The organism is Rhodovulum visakhapatnamense (genome assembly GCF_004365965.1).
Taxonomy (GTDB): Bacteria; Pseudomonadota; Alphaproteobacteria; order Rhodobacterales; family Rhodobacteraceae; genus Rhodovulum; species Rhodovulum visakhapatnamense.
Window position 1 is genome coordinate 55,835 of sequence record NZ_SOEB01000005.1, and the last position, 20,173, is coordinate 76,007.

Here is a 20,173-nt window from a genome sequence, read left to right on the forward strand (position 1 = left end):
TGTTTGCGGCATTCTCGACAAAGCGGCAAGAAACCTTTGTCGCCAATGCGCTATCCGCGCGGGACGGCCTGCCGAAAGACTGCCGAAAGCCGGTCTGGGGCCTGCACGGGGCCTGCACGGGGCCTGTCTGGGGCCTGTCTGGGGCCTGTCCCGGACGCGACCGGGGAAAGAAAAACGCCCCCGCCGGTACGGGCGGGGGCGTTCGATGGTCAGGCGGTCTGCCGGATTACTCTTCGCGGCTTTCCGGGGTCTCGACCAGACCCAGATCGTCGTCGTCCAGCGGGCCGAAGGGATCCATCGGCGCGGCCAGGGCGGCGGCTGCCACCGCATCGGCCTGACGTGCCTCGATCACCTTCTGGTCGCGCTCGGCCGCGATGCGGCGCACGCGCTGGCTGGCCCCGCCGGTGCCCGCCGGGATCAGCCGGCCGACGATGACGTTTTCCTTCAGGCCGACCAGCTTGTCGCGCTTGCCCTGAACGGCCGCCTCGGTCAGCACCCGCGTCGTTTCCTGGAACGAGGCCGCCGAGATGAAGGACCGGGTCTGCAGCGAGGCCTTGGTGATCCCCAGAAGGATCGGTTGGCCCTCGGCGGGACGTCCGCCGCGCGCCAGCACCTTGTCGTTGGCTTCGTCGAACTCGGACTTGTCGACATGTTCGCCCTTCAGAAGCGTCGTGTCGCCGGAGTCGGAGATCTCCCACTTCTGCAGCATCTGCCGGACAATGACCTCGATGTGCTTGTCGTTGATCTTCACGCCCTGCAGCCGGTAGACGTCCTGCACCTCGTCGATCATGTAGTTCGCCAGAGCCTCGACACCCATGATGGCGAGGATGTCATGCGGCGCCGGGTTGCCGTCCATGATGTAGTCGCCCTTCTGCACGAAGTCGCCTTCCTGCACCGGGATGTGCTTGCCCTTCGGCACCATGTACTCGACCGGCTGCAGCGTGTCGTCCGCAGGCTCGATCGTGATCCGCCGCTTGTTCTTGTAGTCGCGGCCGAACCGGACATAGCCGTCCACCTCGGCGATGATGGCGTGATCCTTCGGACGCCGCGCCTCGAACAGTTCCGCCACCCGCGGCAGACCGCCGGTGATGTCCTTGGTCTTGGCGCCCTCGCGCGGGATCCGCGCCACCACGTCACCGGCCCGGATGTCCTGCTGGTCCTCGACCGACAGAATGGCGTCGACCGACATCGGGTAGGTCACCGGGTTGCCCGCCTCGTTGCGCACGGGTTCGCCGGTTTCGGGATCGACGATGATGATCTCGGGCTTGAGCTCGTTGCCCTTGGGCGCGGTCCGCCAGTCCGACACGATCTTCTGGGTCATGCCGGTGGCATCGTCGGTGTCCTCGCGGACCGAGATCCCGGTCACGAGGTCCACGAACTTGGCGCGCCCGGCCTTCTCGGCGATGATCGGCAGGGTGTAGGGGTCCCATTCGAAGAGCTTGTCGCCCCGTTTCACCCGGGCCTCCTCGGCCACGAAGACCTTTGTGCCATAGCCCAGCTTGAAGCTCGCCCGCTCGACGTCGTTGTCGTCGACGATCGCCAGCTGCATGTTGCGGCCCATCACGATGTGTTCGCCCGCCGCATTGGTCAGCAAGTTCGGGTTGCGGAACTCGATCCGGCCCTCCTGGCTGGCCTCCTGGAAGGATTGCTGACCGCCCTGGGCGATGCCGCCGATGTGGAAGGTCCGCATCGTCAGCTGCGTGCCGGGCTCGCCGATCGACTGCGCGGCGATGATGCCGACAGCCTCGCCGATATTCACCTTGGTGCCGCGTGCCAAGTCACGGCCGTAGCAGGCCGCGCAGACGCCCTCTTCGGCCTCGCAGGTCAGCGGCGACCGGATCCGGACGGTGGCGACACCGGCCTTCTCGATCGCATCCGCCTTGCGTTCGTCGATCAGCTCGTTGCGGGTGACCAGCACCTCGTCGGTGCCGGGTTTCAGCACGTCATCAGCCGCGACACGGCCAAGCAGCCGCTCCGCCAGGGTCGCCACGACCTCGCCATCGTTGATCGCCGCCTCGCAGGTGATGGCGTTCTCGGTGCCGCAATCGTCGCTGCGCACGATGCAGTCCTGAGCGACGTCGACCAGACGCCGGGTCAGATACCCCGAGTTCGCCGTCTTCAGCGCGGTATCGGCCAGACCCTTCCGGGCACCGTGGGTCGAGTTGAAGTACTCGAGCACGGTCAGGCCTTCCTTGAAGTTCGAGATGATCGGCGTCTCGATGATCTCGCCCGAGGGCTTGGCCATCAGGCCGCGCATGCCGCCCAGCTGTTTCATCTGCGCGGGCGAGCCCCGGGCCCCCGAGTGGGACATCATGTAGACCGAGTTGGGTTCCATCTCGGCGCCCGCGTCATCGACGCGGACCGCAGAGATTTCCGCCATCATCGCGGTGGCCACCTCGTCGGAGCATTTCGACCAGGCATCGACGACCTTGTTGTACTTCTCACCCTGGGTGATCAGGCCGTCCATGTATTGCTGCTCGAACTCCTTGACCTGGTCGCGGACGCCCTCGACGATCTCCCACTTGGTATGCGGGATCACCATGTCGTCCTTGCCGAACGAGATCCCGGCCTTGAACGCCTCGCGGAAGCCCAGCCCCATGATCTGGTCGCAGAAGATGACCGACTCCTTCTGGCCGCAATAGCGGTAGACGGTGTCGATGACCTGCTGCACCTCTTTCTTGCGCAGCAGCCGGTTGACCAGCTCGAACGGCGCCTTGGCGTTCATCGGCAACAGCGCCCCCAGCCGGATCCGGCCGGGCGTGGTGTCGTACCGCTTGAAGACCTCGTTGCCATGCTCGTCGATCTGCTTGATCCGCGCCTTGACGCGGGCATGCAGATGCACCTCGCCCGCGTCCAGCGCATGCTGGACCTCGTCGACATCGGCGAAGGCCATGCCCTCGCCCTTCATGCCCTTGCGTTCCATCGTGATGTAGTAAAGCCCGAGGATCATGTCCTGGGACGGCACGATGATCGGCGCGCCGTTGGCGGGCGACAGCACGTTGTTGGTCGACATCATCAGGACCCGCGCTTCCAGCTGGGCCTCGAGGCTCAGCGGGACGTGCACGGCCATCTGGTCACCGTCGAAGTCGGCGTTGAAGGCCGAACAGACCAGCGGGTGCAGCTGGATCGCCTTGCCCTCGATCAGCGTGGGCTCGAACGCCTGGATACCCAGACGGTGCAGCGTCGGGGCCCGGTTCAACAGCACCGGGTGTTCGCGAATGACCTCGTCGAGGATATCCCAGACCTCGGGCCGTTCCTTCTCGACCAGCTTCTTGGCCTGCTTGACGGTCGAGGAAAGGCCCTTGGCCTCGAGCCGCGAATAGATGAACGGCTTGAACAGCTCGAGAGCCATCTTCTTCGGCAGCCCGCATTGGTGCAGCTTGAGTTCGGGACCGGTCACGATCACCGACCGGCCAGAGAAGTCGACCCGTTTCCCCAGAAGGTTCTGCCGGAACCGGCCCTGCTTGCCCTTCAGCATGTCGGACAGCGATTTCAGCGGCCGCTTGTTGGCGCCGGTGATGACCCGGCCGCGGCGGCCGTTGTCGAAGAGCGCATCGACCGCCTCTTGCAGCATCCGCTTTTCGTTCCGGACGATGATGTCGGGCGCGCGCAGCTCGATCAGCCGTTTCAGACGGTTGTTCCGGTTGATCACCCGACGGTAGAGGTCGTTCAGGTCCGAGGTCGCGAACCGGCCGCCATCGAGCGGCACCAGCGGCCGCAGTTCCGGCGGAATGACCGGAATGACCGTCAGCACCATCCATTCCGGACGGTTGCCGGATTCGATGAAGCTCTCGACAACCTTCAGACGCTTGATGATCTTCTTCGGCTTCAGTTCGCCGGTGGCTTCCTTCAGCTCCTCGCGCAGCTTCTCGGCCTCGGCCTCGAGGTCGATCTGAGACAGCATCTCGCGGATCGCCTCGGCCCCGATCCCGGCGGTGAAGGCATCGGTGCCGAACTGGTCCTGCGCGTCGAGATACTCTTCCTCGGTCAGCATCTGGCCGTAGCTCAGGTCGGTCAGACCGGGCTCGATCACCACATAGTTCTCGAAGTAAAGCACCCGTTCCAGATCGCGGAGCGTCATGTCCAGCATCAGGCCGATGCGGGAGGGCAGCGACTTCAGAAACCAGATATGCGCAACCGGGGCGGCCAGCTCGATATGGCCCATCCGTTCCCGGCGGACCTTCTGCAGCGTCACCTCGACGCCGCATTTCTCGCAGACGACGCCGCGATACTTCATGCGCTTGTACTTGCCGCAAAGGCACTCGTAGTCCTTGATCGGCCCGAAGATCCGCGCGCAGAAGAGACCGTCACGTTCGGGCTTGAACGTGCGGTAGTTGATGGTTTCGGGTTTCTTGATCTCGCCATAGGACCACGAAAGGATCCGTTCGGGCGAGGCCAGCGACACCTTGATCTCGTCGAACTGCTTGGGCGAGGCCAGCGGGTTGAACGGGTTGGTGGTCAGTTCCTGGTTCATATTGAAGTCCTCAAATCAGCGCAAAGAGATGGGCAAGGGCGCGATTTTTCGCAGAAAAATCGGGACGAATTTCCTGCGAAAATTCGGGCACCCTTATTCCTCATCCTCCAAGTCCAGGAGTTCCATGTTCAGCCCGAGGCCGCGGACTTCCTTCACCAGAACGTTGAAGGATTCCGGCACGCCGGCCTCGAAATTGTCCTCGCCCTTGACGATCGACTCGTAGACCTTGGTCCGGCCCGCCACGTCGTCCGACTTCACCGTCAGCATTTCCTGCAGGGTATAGGCGGCGCCATAGGCTTCGAGCGCCCAGACCTCCATCTCCCCGAACCGCTGACCGCCGAACTGCGCCTTTCCGCCCAGGGGCTGCTGGGTGACGAGGCTGTACGGACCGGTCGAGCGCGCGTGGATCTTGTCGTCGACCAGGTGGTGCAGCTTCAGCAGGTACTTGACGCCCACGGTAACTTTCCGGGCAAAGCGCTCGCCCGTCCGGCCATCGAAGAGTTCCGACTGGCCCGACGTGTCGAAGCCCGCGCGGGTCAGGGCGTCGTTGACGTCCTGTTCCTTGGCGCCGTCGAAGACCGGAGTCGCGATCGGAACGCCGCGGACCACTGTCGAGGCGGACTCGACCAGAGACCTCTCGTCCATGTCGCGCAGGATCTCCTCATAGGCCTCCTCGCCATAGGCAAGCCGCATCGCCTCGCGCACCGGGGTCAGATCGCCCGAGCGCTTGTACTCGCCAAGCGCGTCGTCGATCTTCAGCCCCAGACCGCGCGCGGCCCAGCCCATATGGGTCTCGAGGATCTGCCCCACGTTCATCCGCGACGGCACGCCGAGCGGGTTCAGTACCAGGTCGACGGGCGTGCCGTCGGCCAGGAAGGGCATGTCCTCCATCGGCACCACGCGGGAGACGACCCCCTTGTTGCCGTGCCGACCGGCCATCTTGTCGCCGGGCTGAAGCTTGCGTTTGACCGCGATGAAGACCTTGACCATCTTCATCACGCCCGGAGGCAGGTCGTCGCCGCGGCGGACCTTTTCGACCTTGTCCTCGAAGCGGTGCTCGAGCGCGCGTTTCTGGGCCTCGAACTGGGCGTTCAGCGCCTCGACCTGACCGGCATCGGCCTCGTCTTCCAGCGCCAGCTGCCACCATTGCCCCTTGGACAGGGTCTCGAGCAGCTCTTCGGTGATTTCCGAATTGGGCTTCACGCCCTTCGGACCCTTCACCGCGACCTTGCCGAGGATCATCGACTTCAGACGCGCGTAGATGTTGCGCTCGAGGATCGCCTGTTCGTCGTCCCGGTCGCGGGCCAGGCGTTCGACCTCTTCGCGCTCGATCTGCAGCGCACGCTCGTCCTTGTCGACGCCGTGCCGGTTGAACACCCGCACCTCGACGACAGTACCGTAATCGCCCGGCGGCAGACGCAGCGAGGTGTCGCGCACGTCCGAGGCCTTTTCGCCGAAGATCGCCCGCAGCAGTTTCTCTTCGGGCGTCATCGGGCTTTCGCCCTTCGGAGTGATCTTGCCGACAAGGATGTCGCCCGGCCCCACTTCGGCGCCGATATAGACGATGCCCGCCTCGTCGAGGTTGCGCAGGGCTTCCTCGCCGACGTTCGGGATGTCGCGGGTGATCTCTTCCGGCCCGAGCTTGGTGTCGCGGGCCGCGACCTCGAATTCCTCGATATGGATCGAGGTGAAGACGTCATCGCGCGCGATGCGTTCCGAGATCAGGATCGAGTCCTCGTAGTTGTAGCCGTTCCAGGGCATGAACGCGACGATCACGTTCTTGCCGAGCGCCAGTTCGCCCATGTCGGTCGAGGGACCGTCGGCGACGACCTCGCCCTTCAGGACGGTGTCGCCCACCTTCACCAGAGGCTTCTGGTTGATGCAGGTGTTCTGGTTCGACCGCTGGAACTTGCGCAGCCGGTAGATATCGACGCCCGGATCGCCGGGTTCAAGATCCTCGGTGGCCCGGATCACGATCCGCTGGGCATCGACCTGGTCGATGATCCCGCCGCGGCGCGCCATGATCGCGGCGCCCGAATCCTGCGCCACCACCTGCTCGATGCCGGTGCCCACGAAGGGCGCATCGGCCTGCAGAAGCGGCACCGCCTGACGCTGCATGTTCGCGCCCATCAGCGCGCGGTTGGCGTCGTCGTTTTCCAGGAACGGAATCAGCGAGGCCCCGACCGACACCAGCTGCTTCGGCGAAACGTCGATAAGGTCGACGCTTTCGCGCGGCGCCATGGTGTATTCGCCGGCCTGCCGGGTGTTCACCAGATCGTTGATGAACTTGCCCTCGCCATCGAGATTGGCGTTGGCCTGGGCCACGGTGTGCCGCATCTCTTCGGTCGCGGACATGTAGTGGACCTCATCGGTCACCTGCCCGTCGATCACCCGGCGATACGGGGTCTCAATGAAGCCGTACTTGTTCACCCGCGCATAGGTGGCAAGGCTGTTGATCAGACCGATGTTCGGCCCTTCCGGCGTCTCGATCGGGCACATCCGGCCATAATGGGTCGGGTGAACGTCGCGGACCTCGAAGCCCGCCCGCTCGCGGGTCAGACCGCCCGGCCCGAGCGCCGAGAGACGGCGCTTGTGGGTGACTTCCGACAGCGGGTTGGTCTGGTCCATGAACTGCGACAGCTGCGACGAGCCGAAGAACTCGCGCACGGCGGCAGCGGCCGGTTTGGCGTTGATCAGGTCCTGCGGCATCACCGTGTCGATTTCGACCGAGGACATCCGCTCCTTGATGGCGCGTTCCATCCGCAGCAGGCCGACGCGGTACTGGTTCTCCATCAGCTCGCCGACGGAGCGGACCCGGCGGTTGCCGAGGTGGTCGATGTCATCGACCTCGCCCTTGCCGTCGCGCAGTTCGACCAGCGCCTTGATGCAGGAAATGATGTCGTCGCGGCGCAGCGTCCGCTGGGTGTCGGGCGCGTCGAGATTCAGACGCATGTTCATCTTCACCCGGCCCACGGCCGACAGGTCGTAGCGTTCGGAGTCGAAGAAGAGCGACTCGAACAGCGTGGTCGCCGCCTCGACGGTCGGCGGCTCGCCCGGGCGCATGACGCGGTAGATGTCCATGAGCGCGGTGTCGCGGCCCATGTTCTTGTCCGCCGCCATGGTGTTGCGGATGTAGGGACCGACGTTGATGTTGTCGATGTCGAGCACCGGGATGTCGGTGATGCCCGCATCCAGCAGCTCTTTCAGCGTGCCGCCGGTGACGTCGCCGTCCTTGTCGACGGTCCAGGTCAGTTCGTCGCCGGCCTCGACATAGATCGCGCCGGTGTCTTCGTTGATGATGTCCTTGGCGACATAGCGGCCAACGATATGTTCGAACGGCACCATCAGTTCGGTGACCCGGGCCTCTTCGATCAACTTCTTGACCTGACGCGGCGTGACCTTGTCACCGGCCTTGCAGATCACCTCGCCGGTGTCGGCATCGACCAGGTCATAGGTCGGACGGGTGCCGCGCACGCGTTCGGGGAAGAACTTGGTGACCCAGCCGCGGTTGCGTTCCAGCCGGAACGTCACCGTGTCGTAATAGGCATCCATGATGCCTTCCTGATCGAGCCCCAGCGCGTAAAGCAGGGTCGTCACCGGCAGCTTCCGGCGACGGTCGATGCGCGCGAAGACGAGGTCCTTGGCGTCGAATTCGAAATCGAGCCAGGAGCCGCGATAGGGAATGATCCGGCAGGCGAACAGCAGCTTGCCCGAGGAATGGGTCTTGCCCTTGTCATGGTCGAAGAACACGCCCGGCGACCGGTGCATCTGGGACACGATCACCCGTTCGGTCCCGTTCACGATGAACGTGCCGTTGGCGGTCATGAGCGGCATGTCGCCCATGAACACGTCCTGCTCCTTGATGTCCTTCACCGACTTGGCGCCGGTATCCTCGTCGAAATCGAACACGATCAGGCGCAGCGTGACCTTCAGCGGGGCCGAAAAGGTCATGTCGCGCTGCTGGCATTCCTCGACGTCGTATTTCGGCCGCTCCAGCTCGTAGCGGACGAACTCAAGAACGGCGGTCTCGTTGAAATCCTTGATCGGGAAAACCGACTGGAACACCCCCTGGATGCCCTCGCCATCGGCGGGCGCGGGCCCCTCGCCGGAGTTCAGGAACAGGTCGTAGGAGGATTTCTGGACCTCGATGAGGTTCGGCATCTCCAGCACTTCGCGGATCTTGCCGTAATATTTGCGGAGTCGTTTCTGGCCAACGTAGCTCTGCGCCATCTGTGGTCTCGCCTTTCGTCTGTCGCGGGCGCATCCACCGTCGGGCCCCGGTGGCGCGCCGCTCGCGATGAGGGGGATAAGGTTCCATTCCTGCGGTCCGTCCCACCGGCCGCTCCCGAACCTCGAACCGCACCTTGGAAAGGGCTTTAGAAAGCAAGCCCTTTCCAAGACAGGTTCGGCTGGGCCCGGACAAACCGCCGGACCCAGCCAACATCTTTCAGGTCACGGGCGCTCGGCCCGCGATCCCGATCACTTGAGCTCGACTTCGGCGCCAGCCGCTTCGAGTTTGCCTTTGATGTCCTCGGCTTCGGCTTTGGAGACTTGCTCCTTGACGGCCTTGCCGCCGGCTTCGACCAGGTCCTTGGCTTCTTTCAGGCCAAGACCGGTGATCGCGCGGACTTCCTTGATGACGTTGATCTTGTTCGCGCCAGCCGATTTCAGGATGACGTCGAATTCGGTCTGCTCTTCGGCAGCGGCGGCTTCGCCACCGGCAGCCGGGCCGGCCATCATGACGGCGCCGCCGGCGGCGGGCTCGATGCCGTACTCGTCTTTCAGGATGGTTTTCAGTTCCTGGGCCTCGAGAAGCGTGAGGTTCACGATCTCTTCGGCAAGTTTCTTCAGATCAGCCATGTTCTGTTCCGTTCTTTCACATTGTCTGTTCCAACGCGAGGCATCTGCCCTTCACGCGGGATCACAAGTTGCTCAAGCGGCTTCCGCACGCTCCTCGATGGTCGAGAGGATGCTCGCGATGTTGGAAGCGGGCGCGCCAATCGCACCGGCGATGTTCGCGGCGGGTGCACCGATGCAGCCGACGATCGAGGCGATAAGCTCCTCGCGCGACGGCATTTCGGACACTGCCTTGACACCGGCCCGGTCCAGGGCCGTCTCGCCCATGGCACCGCCGAGGATCTCGAATTTCGAGTTGTCCTTGGCGAAGCCTTCCGCGACCTTGGCAGCAGCCACCGGGTCCTCGGAATAGGCAAGAACGGTCATGCCCGTCAGAAGAGTGGCCATGCTGGCGCAGGGCTTTCCTTCCAGGGCGATCTTGGCGAGCCTGTTCTTGGCGACGCGAACGGACCCACCCGCTTCGCGCATGCGTGCGCGCAGGTCCTGCATCTCGGCAACCGTGAGACCCGCGTAGTGGGCAACCACCACGACGCCAGAGCTTTCGAAGATCTGGCCGAGTTCGTCGACCACTTTCTCTTTCTGGGCTCTATCCACAGTTTCACTCCAATTTGGGGGTTTCCCCCCGGCTCTAGGTTTGCCGGCCTGACTGCCGGCTTTCGGGTCCGTATGGGTCCCGAGGCCAGGATCGCCCGAGGGTTTCCCCGCGGAAATCTGTCTCGTTTCCCCATCTCGGGAAGGACATTAAGCGAGGCTTGCGCCCTGCACCCTCCGTCTCGGACAGGACGGGGCGTTTCCGCCCCGCCATTCCCGGGCACGAGTCCCGGGAATTCTCGCGAAGATAGGAGTTAACCTATCTTAAATCAATTCCCGGTTGCCGAAGTCACGTCGACCGACACGCCCGGGCCCATGGTCGAACTGAGGCTGACCTTCTTCATGTAGGTGCCCTTGGCGCCGGCCGGCTTGGCCTTGACCACGGCATCGACGAAGGCGCGCACGTTCTCGGCCAGCTTGCCGGCGTCGAACGAGGTCTTGCCGATGCCGGCATGGATCACGCCCGCCTTCTCGACCCGGAACTGGACCTCACCGCCCTTGGCGGCCTGAACCGCCGTGGCAACGTCCATCGTCACGGTGCCGACCTTGGGGTTCGGCATCAGGTTGCGCGGGCCCAGGATCTTGCCGAGACGGCCGACGATCGGCATCATGTCCGGCGTGGCGATGCAGCGATCGAATTCGATCGTGCCGCCCTGGATGGTTTCCATCAGATCCTCGGCGCCGACGATATCGGCGCCCGCCGCCTTGGCTTCATCGGCCTTGGCGCCGCGGGCGAAGACCGCCACGCGCACGGTCTTGCCGGTGCCGTTCGGCAGGGTGACGACGCCACGGACCATCTGGTCGGCGTGACGCGGATCGACGCCGAGGTTCAGCGCGATTTCCAGCGTCTCGTCGAACTTGGCCGAGGCATTGTCCTTGACGAGGCTCACCGCCTCTTCGACCGACAGGTTGTCCTTGCCAGCGAAGGCTTCCCGCGCGGCGCGGACACGTTTCCCATGTTTCGCCATCGCGCTTACCCCTTCACCTCGATGCCCATCGAGCGGGCCGACCCCAGGATGATCTGCATCGCGCCCTCGACATCGCTGGCGTTCAGATCCTTCATCTTCGCCTCGGCGATCTCGCGCACCTGGGCCACGGTCACAGAGCCCGCGACCTCACGGCCGGGCTTTTCCGACCCTTTCGGACGGTTGCGCTTGCCGACCGGCTTTAGGCCCGCCGCCTTCTTGAGGAAGTAGGACGCCGGGGGCGTCTTGATGTCCATCGAGAAGGACTTGTCCTGGTAGTAGGTGATGACCGTCGGGCACGGGGCGCCGGGCTCCATGTCCTGGGTCTTGGCGTTGAACGCCTTGCAGAATTCCATGATGTTGATGCCGCGCTGACCGAGCGCGGGACCGACGGGCGGCGACGGGTTCGCCTGACCCGCCTTCACCTGAAGCTTGAGCTTCCCGATTACCTTCTTGGCCATCCGGCCATCTCCTTCTTGTCACCGCGCCGGTCCCTCGCGAGGGCGGCGCTTCGGTTTAGTGGTGCGGTCCGCGGGCGCGCCCGCTCGCCTCCCACAGATTCACGTCAGAGCTGCCCCTTGGACACCTGCGTGAATTCCAGCTCGACCGGGGTGGCCCGACCGAAGATCGACACCGTCACCTTGAGGCGCTGGTTGTCGTCGTCCACTTCCTCGACCATGCCCGAGAAGCCCTCGAACGGCCCGTCGGTCACACTTACGTTTTCGCCGATCTCGTAGGTGATCAGCGACCGCGGCTGGGCCTCGCCTTCTTCGACGCGGTTGAGGATCTGGTTCACCTCTTCGTCGCGCATCGGCATCGGCTTGCCCTGCGGCCCGAGGAACCCGGTCACCCGGTTGATCTGCGTCACCAGGTGATAGCCGCGGTCGGTCATCTCCATGCGCACCAGCACATAGCCGGGCATGAAGCGCCGCTCGGTCGTCACCTTCTTGCCGCGCCGGACCTCGATCACCTCTTCGGTCGGCACCAGGACTTCCTCGATCTCTTCCTCGAGACCGGCATCCGCCACGGCTTGCTTGATCTGTTCGGCAACCTTCTTCTCGAAGTTCGAGAGAACGCTCACCGAATACCACCGCTTCGCCATGTTGCCCCTTACCTCGTGTCCGACGGCCGTTCAGGCCGCGATGATCTTGCGTTGTCCGGAACAAAAAACAGCGCGCAACCCGAATCGATGCACGCCGGAGCCCAGAAAAGTAGCGATGCCCTACCGTTCCCACCGCCGGAATTCAAGCCCCGGGGAGATCGCGGCGCCGCATCTCAGCCGAAAAACCCAAGCAGAAGCTGCAATCCGCTTCGGATCAGCCAGTCGACAAAGAAGAAGAAGACCGCCGTCAGAGAGGCCATCACGAAGACCATGATGGTGGTCAGGAACACCTCGCGCCGGGTCGGCCAGACCACCTTCGAGATTTCCGAGCGGGTCTGCTGAATGAACTGGAGGGGGTTCGCCATGGGCCTGCGGGGTCCGTTCTGCCTGTCAACCGCGCCGAGATACGCGCTTGGGCGCCGCTTTGCAAGGGCAGCGCCCGCCGCGACCGCTGCCTGCCGCTTCCGCCTCTCCTGATCCCGGCCGCGGCGACCCGGCACACGGATCGAGGGCCGCGCCTTTCCTGGATCGGCAATCGCGTCGAGTTTTAGCCACTGCCTGTCCCGGGGTTCACCGGTTGTTCAGACACCGGGCGCAATGAACGGTTGAGATCACAAGGGGTCGGATTGGTGGAACATCCTTTCAGAACAGTATCCGGAAAGCTTCTTCTCGCGACTGGTGCGGCGGTGTCGGTGATTGTCGCCGGCTTTTCGGTCTACAGCGGCTGGCAATCCTCTCAGAGGGTCGACCGCGAGGTGATGGAGCTGGCCTCGGAAAAAGCCGCGCTCGTTGCCCAGAAGGTCGCCGTTCAGGTGACCGAGGCCACCTCGGCCGGCGCGGCGCTGGGCGGCGGGCTCGCGGGGTATCTGGGCACAGGCCATGCCGACCGGTCCGACATCATCGCGATGATCGAGGGCATTCCGGCCCAGTACGACAATATCTTCGGCGCCTGGATGGCCGGCATTCCCGGCGGCGGCACGAACGATCTGCTGACCGGCGAGGGCGGCATGAACGAGGACGGGGTGTTCGCGCCCTGGTGGCACAAGGGCGCGGATGGCGGGCTCGAATTCGCCACCTTCAACGTCGGTGCCGACGATGGATGGTTCAAGGTGCCGACCACGACCGGCAAGCCCAGCATCACCGAACCCTACATGGGCGAAGGCAACTTCATGATGACCAGCGTCGCGCTGCCCATCCGGGTCGGGGACGAGATCGTCGGCATCGCCGGTGTCGATATCGGGCTGGGCGATCTGACCGCGATGCTCGACGACCTGTCCGCGTTCGAGGGCGGGAAGAGCCTGCTGGTCAGCCAGGGCGGCAACTGGCTGACCGCCAGCGACCCGTCCAGGCTGAACAAGCCCTATGACGACACGGGCGCCGACGTCGTTTCAGCCGCACTTGCGGACGGCCGGATGCGCGTGATCCGCGACATGCCGGACCGGGCCACGCGGCTGGTCTATCCGTTCACGGCGCCAGGGATGAACACGACCTGGGCGGCGCTGGTCGACGTGCCGGCCGAAGTCTTCGCGGCCCCGGTGCGGGCCGAGATCGCCCGGACGATGGTCAGCGGCGCCCTGATCCTGGCGATGGCGCTGGGCACCATCTACCTTGCCTCGATGGCGATGGTGCGCCGCCCGCTGGCCCGGATGCTGGCGGCGGTCGACGAACTGGCCTCGGGCGATTATGCCAAACCCGTCCCGGGACGCGAGCGGGGCGACGAGATCGGCGCGATGGCGCGATCGGTCGAAGCGCTTCGCCAAGGGTTGCTGGACAAGGATGCGCTTGAAAAGGGCCAGGAACGGTCGAGGGCTGAACAGGCCAGCGTGGTCCAGAGCCTCGCGGCGGGGCTGAAAAGCCTGTCCGAAGGCGACCTGACGCGCTCGATCGAAGAGACCTTCGGGGCCGAATACGAACAGCTTCGTCAGGACTTCAACGCCACCATCGACACGCTGAACGCGCTGATGGGCGAGATCGTCGAGAACTCGACCGAGATCACCACCCGCGCCGAGGAAATCAGCGGCGCCTCGGACGACCTGTCCCGGCGGACCGAGAACCAGGCCGCCACCCTGGAAGAGACCGCCGCCGCCATGGACGAGATGACCGCCAGCGTGCGCGCCGCGGCCGATGGCGCGGCCCAGGTCGAGAACGTGGTGCGCGAGGCGCGCGGCAATGCCGAACAGTCGGGTCTGGTGGTCAAGGAAGCCATCGGCGCGATGTCCGAGATCAAGAAATCCTCCGACGGCATCAACCAGATCATCGGGGTGATCGACGACATCGCCTTCCAGACCAACCTTCTGGCGCTGAACGCGGGCGTCGAGGCGGCGCGGGCGGGCGAGGCGGGCCGGGGCTTTGCCGTTGTGGCCTCCGAGGTGCGGGCACTGGCCCAGCGGTCCTCCGAGGCCGCGAAAGAGATCAAGACGCTGATTTCGTCCAGTTCCGATCAGGTCGAATCCGGCGTGGCGCTGGTGAACCGGACCGGCGAGGCGCTGACCGACATCGTCGAGCGCGTCAGCAACATCGCTGAACTGATCGGCGACATCGCGACCGGCGCTCAGGAACAGTCGGTGGGCTTGGGCGAGATCAATGTCGGCATCAACGAGCTGGACAAGGTCACCCAGCAGAACGCCGCCATGGTCGAGGAGGCGAACGCCGCCGCGGTGACGATGAAGCAGGAGGCGGGCAATCTGCAAAGCCTCGTCGCCCGGTTCCGTCTGAAGGGCAGCGCCCCCGCCGTCGCTCGCCCGCGTAGCCCGTCGCCATCCGCCTATGCGGAAGCTGCGTCATCCGGCACGGGGAGCCAGCCGAAACGGGCCGTGAACGACGCTGGCTGGACGGACTTCTAGGCCGCCCTCCGCGACGCCCGGACAGAGGACCCATCGGCGGGCCCGGTGTCGCCGGAGCCGCCATCGCGTCCACTCCGCGCCCGGCCGCACGAGGACAGGCTTCGGTCCCTTCGCCGCGACGATCAGGCCGCCGCCGCCTGCCCCAGATAGGCCGTCAGGGTGGCACGGGTTCCCTCGGCCCAGAGGCGGCGCAGCCAGTCCGAAAAGGCCGGGGCTCGGGCGAGGCCCCCGTAGATCCGGGCCTGAGCCAGCCAGACGGCCGGGTCCTGCCGCGCGGCCAGCGCGGCCTCGGACAGGGACGGCCAGTGGGGGTCGTTGGGCCCGATGGCGCTGTCATCCTCGCGGGTTCCCGCGCACATCCGGGTCCAGAGCGCCTCGGTCAGGGCAAGCCCCTGCACCGAGCGACCCGCCGCCAGCCGTTCGCGCAACACCGGCAGCACGAAACCCGGATGCCGCGAAGACCCGTCGAAGGCGACGCGCCGGGTGGTGTCGTGGATCGCGGCATTGCCGAAGCGCCGCGCGATGAGGTCGAGACAGGCGGCCGGGGTCCTGCCGGGGACCGGCGCGACATGGGCCACGATTTCCTCGCTTTCGACCTTGCGAAAGAAGCCCGACAGGTCGGGGTCCTGCATGCAGGCGGCGATGGTCGGCAGGCTCAGCAATTCGCCCGCATTGGCCAGCACCCGATGGCCCGCATTCAGGATGCGGATCTTCGTCCGCTCATAGGCATGCACGTCGTCGGTCAGCGTGGCCCCCGCCTCTTCCCAAGGCGGCCGCCCGGCGCGGAAGCTGTCCTCGATCACCCATTGGCGGAAATTCTCATGCCTGACCGGGGTGCGATTCCCGATGCCGCGCGAGCAGACCAGGTCCAGTTCGCGCGGGCCGGTCGCGGGCACTAGGCAATCGACCATCGCATTGGGAAATGCTGATCTTTCGGTCGATCCAGTCCGCAAGATCCGGGTCCGACGGCCGGGCAAGCCCGACGACGGTCTGGCGCAGCATCGCGCCATTGTTCTGCAGGTTGTCGCAGCATTGCCCGGTGAAGGGCCCCTGCCCCGCCGCGCGGCGCACGCGGAGCGCCGCCACCATCGCGCCGAAAGCCGTCGCGGGACGGTCGGGATGGGCGGGATCGAGCCTGCCGCCCGCATCGGAGTAATAGCCGCCCTCGGTCACGGTCAGCGAGACGATGCGGATCGCGGCGTCGGACATGGCACGGATGAGAGCCCCATGGTCCTCCTCGACCGGCAGGAAATAGATCATCGCGCCCGTCACCTCGGCCAAGACGCCGTTCGGATCGAGATCTATCAAGGTCGTCAGACAGTCCTGCGCCAATAGCCGGTCGCGCATGTCCGCATCCTGCGGGCGCACCCCGCCCCGAGGATCGCCCAGTCGAGGGCCAGCCCTTGCTGCATCAGCCGGTGCAGATACCAGGCCTGATGCGCCCGGTGGAAATTGCCAAGGCCGATCTGCACGATGCCAGGGCGCAGCCGGGCGCGGTCATAGCGCGGCCGGGCGATCGCCTCGCGCAGATCGGAGAGGGAGCGCACGCTCAGCCGGATCGGGGACGTTTCGCCGGGAGCGTCGGCCATCAGCCCATCCAGTTCCCGCCATCGACATTACGGGTCTGGGCGACGATGTAGCCGGCCTCGCTGAAGGCCAGAGACACTGCCATTCCGGTCAGTTCCTCGGCCCGGCCCATGCGCCCGTAAGGCACCGCCGCGCCGACCTCGGCCTTCTTCTGGCCGGGCGCCTTGCCCTCGTGGCGCGCGAAGACGGCGTCGACCCCGTCCCAATGTTCGCCATCGACCACACCGGAGGCGATCGCGTTCACGTTGATGCCATGCCGGATCAGGTTCAGCCCGGCCGACTGGGTCAGGCTGATGACAGCGGCCTTGCTGGCGCAATAGACCGCGACCAGCGGTTCGCCGCGCCGTCCGGCCTGACTGGCCATGTCGATGATCCGGCCCCTGATCCCCGCCTCGATCATGTGGCGCGCGACCGCCTGCAGGGTGAAGAGCGTGCCCGCCACATTGACTGCAAAGGCCCGGGCGTAATCCCCGCGCGAGATCTCGGCGATGGGGGCGGCGGTGAAGAGGGCTTGCGTTGTTGATCAGGATGTCGATCCGGCCCAGCGCGGCCGCGGTTTTGGCGACGCCCGCCTCGATGCTGTCCTGCCGGGTCACGTCCATCCCCACGGCGATGGCGCCCTCGCTTAGTTGGGCGGCGGCGGCGCGGGCTCGACCGATGTCGAGATCGGCCAGCGCGACGCGCGTCCTCGCGCAGACAGGCACGGGCGAAGGCCGACCCGATGCCCCGCCCGGCGACGGTGATCAGCGCGGTCTTTCGCTCAAGCCGCCTCATCCGGTCCGAAGCCCCGCCGCGTCGAAGCGGTGCATCGCATCGGGCCGGGGCGTCATGTGGATACGGTCACCATGGTTGAAGCCGCCCTCGCCATCGGCGCGCACGGTAAAGGTTTCCGCCAGCCCGGTGCCATGGACATCGAACATGGTGTCCGAGCCCAGATGCTCCGACACGCCGACCGCGCCCGACCACTCGCCCCCGGATGTGGAAACAGCGATATGTTCGGGACGGACGCCCAGCGTCCGGGCCCCGACCCGGCGAGCCGCCTCGCCCTCGATGAAATTCATCCGCGGCGCGCCGATGAAGCCCGCGACGAAGAGGTTCCGCGGCGTGCGGTACAGTTCGAGCGGTCTGCCCACCTGTTCGATATGACCCGCGCGCAGCACCACGATCCTGTCGGCCTTGGTCATCGCATCGACCTGATCATGAGTCACGTAAACCTTCGTCGTGGTCAGCCTCTCGTGCAAGTCGCTGATCTCAAGGCGCTTGCCGACCCGCAGCGCCGCATCGAGATCGGATAACGGTGCGTCGAAGAAAAACGCCGCCGGTTCGCGCACGATGGCCCGGCCGATGGCGACGCGCTGGCGCTGACCGCCCGACAGTTGCCCCGGACGGCGGTCGAGAAAATGGGTGAGGTTCAGCACCGAGGCCGCAGCCTCGACCCGCCGCTCGATCTCGGCCCGGTTCATCTTCGCCATGCGCAGCGGAAAGGCGATTTTCTCGCGCACGCTCATATGCGGGTAAAGCGCATAGGACTGGAACACCATGGCAAGGCCGCGCCTGGCGGGCGGCACGTCGGTCGCGTCCTTGCTGTCGATGCGGATCTGGCCGCTGCTGACATCCTCGAGCCCCGCGATCAGGCGCAGCAATGTGGACTTGCCCCAGCCCGAAGGCCCGACGAAGACCGTGAACTCGCCATCCTCGATGGTCAGGTCCAGACCCAGTTGCCGCGCTTGCCCTTGCCCTCGCCGGGCGCAAGCGCAAAGTCCACATGATCGGCCACGGTCGACTCCGCAGGGTTCGTCACGAAAGAGGCCGCGACGGTCGCGTCGACCCACATCGCGCATTTGCCCCGCTTGAACAGCGACAGGTTCTCGTTGAAGCCGTTATTCGACGCACCCGGAGGCCCGGCCTCGTTCATCAGGTCCAGATAAAAGCTCAGCGTCTCCTTCCAGGCGCCGCTGTCGAACTGCGCCTTCCAGTCCTCGTCGAACCTGCGGGCGCCGAAGGAATTGCCTGTCGCCGTCAGAAGGGCCACGTTCTCGCCCCAGCCCGCCTTGCCGCGCAGGCAGATGCCGTAGACCTCGTTGTCCTTGTCGGTCGGCTGCAGCGCGGCCTCGGCCACGAAATCCCAGGGCGGCGCCTCGGGCATCGTCAGTCCGGCCTGCTCGAACAGGGCGGTGCGGTACATGATCATCAAGCTTTCGCCGTAGAAGGGCGCATAAAGTGTGCCGTCGTGCGAAAGCCCGTCGCGCATCGCGGGCAGGATGTCGTCGGCATCACAGGCGGCCGGCAGGTCGTCCAGCGGTACCAGCCAGCCATTCGCGCCCCCAGATCGGGGTTTCGTACATGCCGATGGTCATGATGTCGAACTGGCCGCCCTTTGCGGAGATGTCGGTCGTCACCCGCTGGCGCAGCACGTTTTCCTCAAGCGTCATCCATTCGATCTGATGGCCGGTCTTTTCGGCGAAGTCGCCGGTGAGCCCCTGCATGCGGATCATGTCGCCGTTATTGACGGTGGCGATCGTGATGACATCCGCCTGCGCGATGCCCGCTGCCGTCAGGTAACAGGCCATCCCCGCACGAAATGCGTGTTTCGCGTACATCCGTCTCCTCCCTGAATCTGGATGTGACGCAATAACGCTACAGGCGGCACTGCCGCTGCGCAGGTTTTTTTACGCGCGACTGGTTTTGGGATCTCAGGCCGAGTCCCGCATGACCAGCCGTCCCTCGAAAAGCGTCGCCTGCCCGGCCGACGCATCGCTTGCGATCCCGCGAAACAGCGTTTCGACCGCCAGCCTGGAAATCGCCTCGCAATCCTGCGCTACGGTGGTCAGCGGCGGGCAGGCATGGCGCAAGAACGGATGATCGTCCTGCCCCGCAACGCGCAGCGCGCAGCCGTCGCCATGCCCGACCCTCAGCCCCGCCTCGTAGCAGGCGGTCAGAAACCCGATGGCCAGCCGGTCGTTGCTGCAAAGAACGGTATCGGTCCGGACCCGCCCCTCGGCCAGCGCCCGCGCCCCGCCGTGCCGCCCGATTTCCTCGAAGTTCCAGCCCTCGCCCTTGACCCGGATGACATGGGGCGTCTGGCCGAGCCGCTCGATCGCCTGGAGGTAGCCCAGCCGCCGCTTGCAGGCATTGGGGTTCGAGGGGGTCTTCATCTCGAAAAGGCAGGGCGGCTCGCCGGTGCGGCACAGGTAGTTGACGATCAGCGTCGCGAATTGCGGGTTGTCCGACCCGACGAAGGTCAGACCCGCCACATCGACCATGCTGTCGAACAGCACCGTCGGGACATCGGCACAGAATTTCTCGATCGCGCGCAGGTTCGAGACCCGGCCCAGCGGCGCCAGCAGGACGCCCGCCGGCTTCAGCGCCCGCAGGCTGTCGAGGATGTCGTTTTCCAGCGCCGGATCATCATGGGCACCGTACAGCGCCGGCCGGTATCCGGCAGCAATGCAGCGCTGTTCAAGATCGCGCGCGATCTCGGCGAAGAAGGGATCGGCCAGACAGGGCACCACGATACCGAGATTCTTGGTCAGCTTGCGGTTCTGGTTCATCGCGAAGATGTTCGGGCGATAGTCATCCTTTTCCAGCGCGCCCTCGATCCGCACCCGGGTCGGGGGGCGCACGCTGGCCGGGTCATGAAAAAACTTCGAGACGGTGGGCCGCGACAGTCCGCTGGCCGCCGCGAATTCCTCCATGTTCCTGATCTTTCCGTCGCTCATCGGGCCCCGCAGCCGGAACGGACCCGCGCGACGCC

Annotated in this window: 10 protein-coding genes and 4 pseudogenes; 1 reads left to right on the forward strand and 13 read right to left on the reverse strand. The window is 65.4% G+C overall.

Annotated features, from left to right (window positions below; all coding sequences use genetic code 11):
* Positions 1 to 226: 226 nt before the first annotated feature.
* The 8 genes from rpoC to secE all read right to left on the reverse strand — a co-directional run bounded on the left by rpoC (position 227) and on the right by secE (position 12,354).
* A complete protein-coding gene (rpoC, locus tag EV657_RS06140; protein ID WP_134077408.1) occupies positions 227 to 4,474 on the reverse strand; it encodes a DNA-directed RNA polymerase subunit beta' in 4,248 nt (1,415 codons plus the stop codon).
* Positions 4,475 to 4,567: 93 nt separating this feature from the next.
* Positions 4,568 to 8,704 carry a DNA-directed RNA polymerase subunit beta gene (rpoB, locus tag EV657_RS06145; protein WP_134077409.1) on the reverse strand — a complete coding sequence of 1,379 codons (4,137 nt, stop codon included), beginning with the start codon at positions 8,702 to 8,704 and terminating at the stop codon, positions 4,568 to 4,570.
* A 249-nt stretch (positions 8,705 to 8,953) separates the two neighbouring features.
* Positions 8,954 to 9,334, reverse strand: a complete 381-nt coding sequence (gene rplL, locus EV657_RS06150; protein WP_075784653.1) for a 50S ribosomal protein L7/L12 — start codon at positions 9,332 to 9,334, stop codon at positions 8,954 to 8,956.
* 72 nt (positions 9,335 to 9,406) lie between these two features.
* Positions 9,407 to 9,925, reverse strand: a complete 519-nt coding sequence (gene rplJ / locus EV657_RS06155) for a 50S ribosomal protein L10 (protein ID WP_075784652.1) — start codon at positions 9,923 to 9,925, stop codon at positions 9,407 to 9,409.
* A 266-nt stretch (positions 9,926 to 10,191) separates the two neighbouring features.
* Positions 10,192 to 10,890 carry a 50S ribosomal protein L1 gene (rplA, locus tag EV657_RS06160; RefSeq protein WP_075784651.1) on the reverse strand — a complete coding sequence of 233 codons (699 nt, stop codon included), beginning with the start codon at positions 10,888 to 10,890 and terminating at the stop codon, positions 10,192 to 10,194.
* A 5-nt stretch (positions 10,891 to 10,895) separates the two neighbouring features.
* Positions 10,896 to 11,348: a 50S ribosomal protein L11 gene (rplK, locus tag EV657_RS06165; RefSeq protein WP_075784650.1), complete on the reverse strand. Its 453-nt coding sequence runs from the start codon at positions 11,346 to 11,348 to the stop codon at positions 10,896 to 10,898.
* Positions 11,349 to 11,452: 104 nt separating this feature from the next.
* Positions 11,453 to 11,989 carry a transcription termination/antitermination protein NusG gene (gene nusG / locus EV657_RS06170; RefSeq protein ID WP_075784649.1) on the reverse strand — a complete coding sequence of 179 codons (537 nt, stop codon included), beginning with the start codon at positions 11,987 to 11,989 and terminating at the stop codon, positions 11,453 to 11,455.
* A 173-nt stretch (positions 11,990 to 12,162) separates the two neighbouring features.
* Complete coding sequence (gene secE / locus EV657_RS06175; RefSeq protein ID WP_075784648.1) at positions 12,163 to 12,354, reverse strand: preprotein translocase subunit SecE; 192 nt, start codon at positions 12,352 to 12,354, stop codon at positions 12,163 to 12,165.
* A 327-nt stretch (positions 12,355 to 12,681) separates the two neighbouring features.
* On the opposite strand from secE, the gene EV657_RS06180 reads away from it, so the two are divergent.
* Positions 12,682 to 14,832, forward strand: coding sequence for a methyl-accepting chemotaxis protein (locus tag EV657_RS06180; protein WP_243837497.1), 2,151 nt, complete (start codon positions 12,682 to 12,684; stop codon positions 14,830 to 14,832).
* 122 nt (positions 14,833 to 14,954) lie between these two features.
* On the opposite strand, the pseudogene EV657_RS06185 reads toward EV657_RS06180, so the two are convergent.
* The 5 genes and pseudogenes from EV657_RS06185 to EV657_RS06205 all read right to left on the reverse strand — a co-directional run bounded on the left by EV657_RS06185 (position 14,955) and on the right by EV657_RS06205 (position 20,138).
* Positions 14,955 to 16,421 (reverse strand): annotated as a pseudogene (locus tag EV657_RS06185) (mannitol dehydrogenase family protein).
* Positions 16,421 to 17,193: pseudogene (locus tag EV657_RS06190) on the reverse strand (L-iditol 2-dehydrogenase). Before EV657_RS06190 ends, EV657_RS06185 begins: the two co-directional pseudogenes overlap by 1 nt.
* A pseudogene (locus EV657_RS06195) lies at positions 17,190 to 18,131 on the reverse strand (ABC transporter ATP-binding protein); the annotation flags it as partial. The pseudogenes EV657_RS06190 and EV657_RS06195, both read right to left, overlap by 4 nt.
* A pseudogene (locus tag EV657_RS22135) lies at positions 18,128 to 19,019 on the reverse strand (extracellular solute-binding protein); the annotation flags it as partial. The pseudogenes EV657_RS22135 and EV657_RS06195, both read right to left, overlap by 4 nt.
* Before the next feature lie 93 nt (positions 19,020 to 19,112).
* Positions 19,113 to 20,138 (reverse strand): LacI family DNA-binding transcriptional regulator, encoded by a 1,026-nt coding sequence (locus tag EV657_RS06205; protein ID WP_134077411.1) that lies wholly within the window; start codon positions 20,136 to 20,138, stop codon positions 19,113 to 19,115.
* Positions 20,139 to 20,173: the final 35 nt, after the last annotated feature.

Excerpts from the sequence above, each read along its gene's own strand:
- rplK (WP_075784650.1), bottom strand. The coding sequence starts at position 11,348 with ATGGCCAAGAAGGTAATCGGGAAGCTCAAGCTTCAGGTGAAGGCGGGT.
- secE (WP_075784648.1), bottom strand. The coding sequence starts at position 12,354 with ATGGCGAACCCCCTCCAGTTCATTCAGCAGACCCGCTCGGAAATCTCG.
- rplA (WP_075784651.1), bottom strand. The coding sequence starts at position 10,890 with ATGGCGAAACATGGGAAACGTGTCCGCGCCGCGCGGGAAGCCTTCGCT.
- rpoC (WP_134077408.1), bottom strand. The coding sequence starts at position 4,474 with ATGAACCAGGAACTGACCACCAACCCGTTCAACCCGCTGGCCTCGCCC.
- rpoB (WP_134077409.1), bottom strand. The coding sequence starts at position 8,704 with ATGGCGCAGAGCTACGTTGGCCAGAAACGACTCCGCAAATATTACGGC.
- nusG (WP_075784649.1), bottom strand. The coding sequence starts at position 11,989 with ATGGCGAAGCGGTGGTATTCGGTGAGCGTTCTCTCGAACTTCGAGAAG.
- rplL (WP_075784653.1), bottom strand. The coding sequence starts at position 9,334 with ATGGCTGATCTGAAGAAACTTGCCGAAGAGATCGTGAACCTCACGCTT.
- EV657_RS06205 (WP_134077411.1), bottom strand. The coding sequence starts at position 20,138 with ATGAGCGACGGAAAGATCAGGAACATGGAGGAATTCGCGGCGGCCAGC.